Genomic DNA, 3,211 nt, shown 5'->3' with positions numbered 1-3,211 from the left:
GGGATGCCCCGGAGGCCGCCGCCGTAGTACTGGTACGGGGTCCGCGGACCGGAGCCCGGGACCTCGGTGGTGTCCCACCCGCACGGCACGGCCCAGTCCGGGAACGCATCGGCCGGGGAAGTATGTTCCGTCGCCGGCTGCGACGGCGTGGAGCGGGCGAAGCGGTCCGGGAAGATCTGGTACATCGTTCCCCGGCGCAGCCATTTGGGGGCGGGCCGGAACGTGGTGAGGCGGAAGTCGGCGTAGTCGGAGACGTCCCGGCTGAATAGGCCCTGCGCGTTCAGGGTCCAGTACCGCGGGCCGACCTCGATCAGGAACCGGTAGCGGGCCACCGGGTTGGTCGCCACCATCGCAGCCTCCCACCAGGCCCACCCGTCGGCTTCCCCAAGGTTCCTGGCCGGATCGTAGCGGGGTTCGCCGTCGTGGATGGACCGGAGCCACACCCGGGCGGCGCGCCCCCAGACGGCCGGCACGCGGAGCCGCAGCCGGACGTCCGCCCCCGGTTCCACGTGCCGGGGCGCGTGGAGTGCCGAGCCGTCGTGGTGCGGCAGCGGGCCGGTGCTGCCTGGCAGCGTCATGCCTAGCCCTTCACCGAGCCCGCGGTGAGCCCGCTGACGATGTAGCGCTGCAGGAACAGGAACAGGGCCATCACCGGGATGGCGCTGAGGACCGCGCCGGCGGCAAAGACTCCCCAGTTCTCCGAGCGCTGCTGCGCCACGAAGGAGTACAGCCCGACGGCGAGGGTCTGGCTGTCCGGGTCCGTGAGCACCACGGAGGCGATCACGAACTCGCCGGAGATGCCGATGAACGTCAGGAGGCCCACCACCGCCAGGATCGGCGTGACGAGCCGCATGATGATGCCGAAGAAGATCTGCGCGTGGCTGGCGCCGTCGATCTTCGCCGCCTCGTCCAGGGACTGCGGCACGGTGTTGAAGAAGCCGTACATGAGGTAGGTGTTCACGCCCAGCGCGCCGCCCAGGTACACCATGATCAGGCCCAGCTGGCTGCCCAGGCCGAGGGCCGGGATGACCTCGGAGATGCCGCTCAGGAGCAGGAAGATGGCGACAACGGCCAGCAGCTGCGGGAACATCTGGAGCAGCAGCAGGCTCAGCAGGCCGATCCGGCGCCCGGTGAAGCGCATCCGGGAGAAGGCGTACGCCGCCATGGCGCCCAAAAAGACGGTGGCCGCCGAGGTCACGCCGCCCACCACCATGGTGTTGCCGAACCAGCGGGCAAAGGGACGCGAGGGCATGTCGAACAGGGCGGTGAAGTTGCCGAAGTCGATCCTGCTGAACAGCGCGTTGGAACCCACCAGGGTGCCGGTGGAGTTGAGCGCTGCGGACAGCACGTAGAGCAGCGGGAAGACCGCGAAGACCGTCACGATGCACCCCACCAGGTGGCGCCATCCTTTGTCCTTGAACCAGACGCCGAACGGGCGCCGGCGCTGCAGCGACTTGAGGTATTCGACGTCGGTCGCGACGGTGGTGATGGTGCCGGGGGCGGTCCCTCCATCCTGCCGGGTTTTCTCCGCCGGAGCGGCGGTGCGCGATGCTGACCCGTTCATGCGTTCACGTCCTCAAGTGCCTTGGTTTGCTTGAAACTGATGGCCGAGACAGTGGCCACGATGATGAAGATGATGATCGCCAGTGCGCTGGCGAGGCCGTAGTCACGGCCAGTGCCCTGCCCGAATGCCACCTTGTACACCAGGGTGATCAGGATGTCGGTGGCTCCGATGTCCCGGTTGGTGTCCTCGAAGCGGGGTCCGCCGCCGGTGAGCATGAAGATCACGTTGAAGTTGTTGAAGTTGAAGGCGAAGGAGGAGATCAGCAACGGCGCGATCGAGACCAGCAGCAACGGGAGCTTGATGGAGCGGAACACCCGCCACGGGCCGGCACCGTCCATCCGGGCGGCCTCGTCCAGCTCGCTGGGCAGCGACTGCAGCGCGCCGGTGCAGACCAGGAACATGTAGGGGAAACCCAGCCAGAGGTTGACCACCAGCACGCTGATCTTGGCCAGGAACGGGTCGGTGAGCCAGCCGATGGATGCCCCGCCGAACAAGTTCTGGTTGAGCCACCCGAATTCCGGGTTGAGGATGCCGGACCAGACCAGGCCGGTGAGGAAGGCGGGGAAGGCGTACGGCAGGATCATCAGGATCCTGTAGACCTTCTTGCCCCTGAGGTCCTCGCGGTTGAAGGTGATGGCCAGGAACAGCCCCAGAGCAAAGGTCAGAGCGACGGAAGCCAGGGCGAAAGTGAAGGTCCAGAGGATAACGCCGAGCAGCGGGCCGCGCAGGCTGGGGTCGGTGAAGGCGCGGGCGAAGTTTTCCATCCCGACGTCGATCTTCCAGCCGGTGGAGAGCGTCTCGCCGTTGCCTGCCGCGAAGGCGCCCTTGCCGTTGTCGCGGTAGACGGCACCGGAGACGGTGTCCGTGAAAGTGTCGGCAGCGGCGTCGTACTTCAGCGACGGCTTGAACTGGTAGGCGTTGCTGCCGTCCGCGGTGCGCAGGGTGCCGTCGGCCGGGTTGGCGGAGACCGGGACGGTGATGTCCAGGATGCTCTGCTGGTTGGCAACGATCTCCTGGAAGTTCAGGGTTCGGTAGCCGGCCAGGGCGTTGGCCTTCCCGGTCGAGTCCTTGCCGGCGCCGGGGGCTTCCGCGAGCGGCGTCTCGGTGTTACCGAGCGAGACCTTGCCCTGCGGGTCGGTGAAGAGAAGGTAGAAGGAGTTGTCCTTGGTGAGCACGGCGGCCTTGTAGGCCGGCGACTCGGGCACCCGCTTCTGCGCGGTGAGCTGGATGGCGGCGATCGCGTCACCCTTGGTGCTGTTGTGGCCGTCGCCGTAGTTGGTGAACGCGATGTAACCGCTAAACATGACCACGAAGACCTGGAATACGAGCAGGAAGAGCACGCCCGGGGCCAGGTACTTGGCGGGCAGGCCGCCCTTGCGCAGGTAGATCCAGTTGATCACCAGCACGACGGCGGCGGAGACTCCCAACGCCAGCCAGGACTGGCTCAGGAAAAGCATCATCAGGATGTAGACAGCGAGGGCGTCCACGAGGCCCAGCAGCACGATCTTGGCGATGGTTCCCTTCACCCCCTCGGGGCCGCTCCGGCGTGGGTGGGCGCTGCGAGCCCGCCGGGCTGAGGTTGTGGGGGCGGCGTCCGGGGCGGACGACAGTGCGGGGTCTATGTCCTCGCGGAGTTCGGTATCTGAC

At 67.1% G+C, this 3,211-nt stretch carries 2 protein-coding genes and 1 pseudogene; all 3 read right to left on the bottom strand.

What is annotated here, in order from left to right; translation table 11 throughout:
* Window positions 1-578, bottom strand: a pseudogene (locus LQV45_RS22475) (glycoside hydrolase family 13 protein); the annotation flags it as partial.
* Between the two features lie 2 nt (window positions 579-580).
* Window positions 581-1,564 (bottom strand): sugar ABC transporter permease, encoded by a 984-nt coding sequence (locus LQV45_RS22470; protein ID WP_230008896.1) that lies wholly within the window; start codon window positions 1,562-1,564, stop codon window positions 581-583.
* A complete protein-coding gene (locus LQV45_RS22465) occupies window positions 1,561-3,186 on the bottom strand; it encodes an ABC transporter permease subunit (protein WP_230008897.1) in 1,626 nt (541 codons plus the stop codon). Before LQV45_RS22465 ends, LQV45_RS22470 begins: the two co-directional genes overlap by 4 nt.
* Window positions 3,187-3,211 lie beyond the last annotated feature (25 nt).

Source organism: Microbacterium sp. Bi128, assembly GCF_918698205.1.
This window is presented reverse-complemented; position numbering and strand designations above follow the sequence as displayed.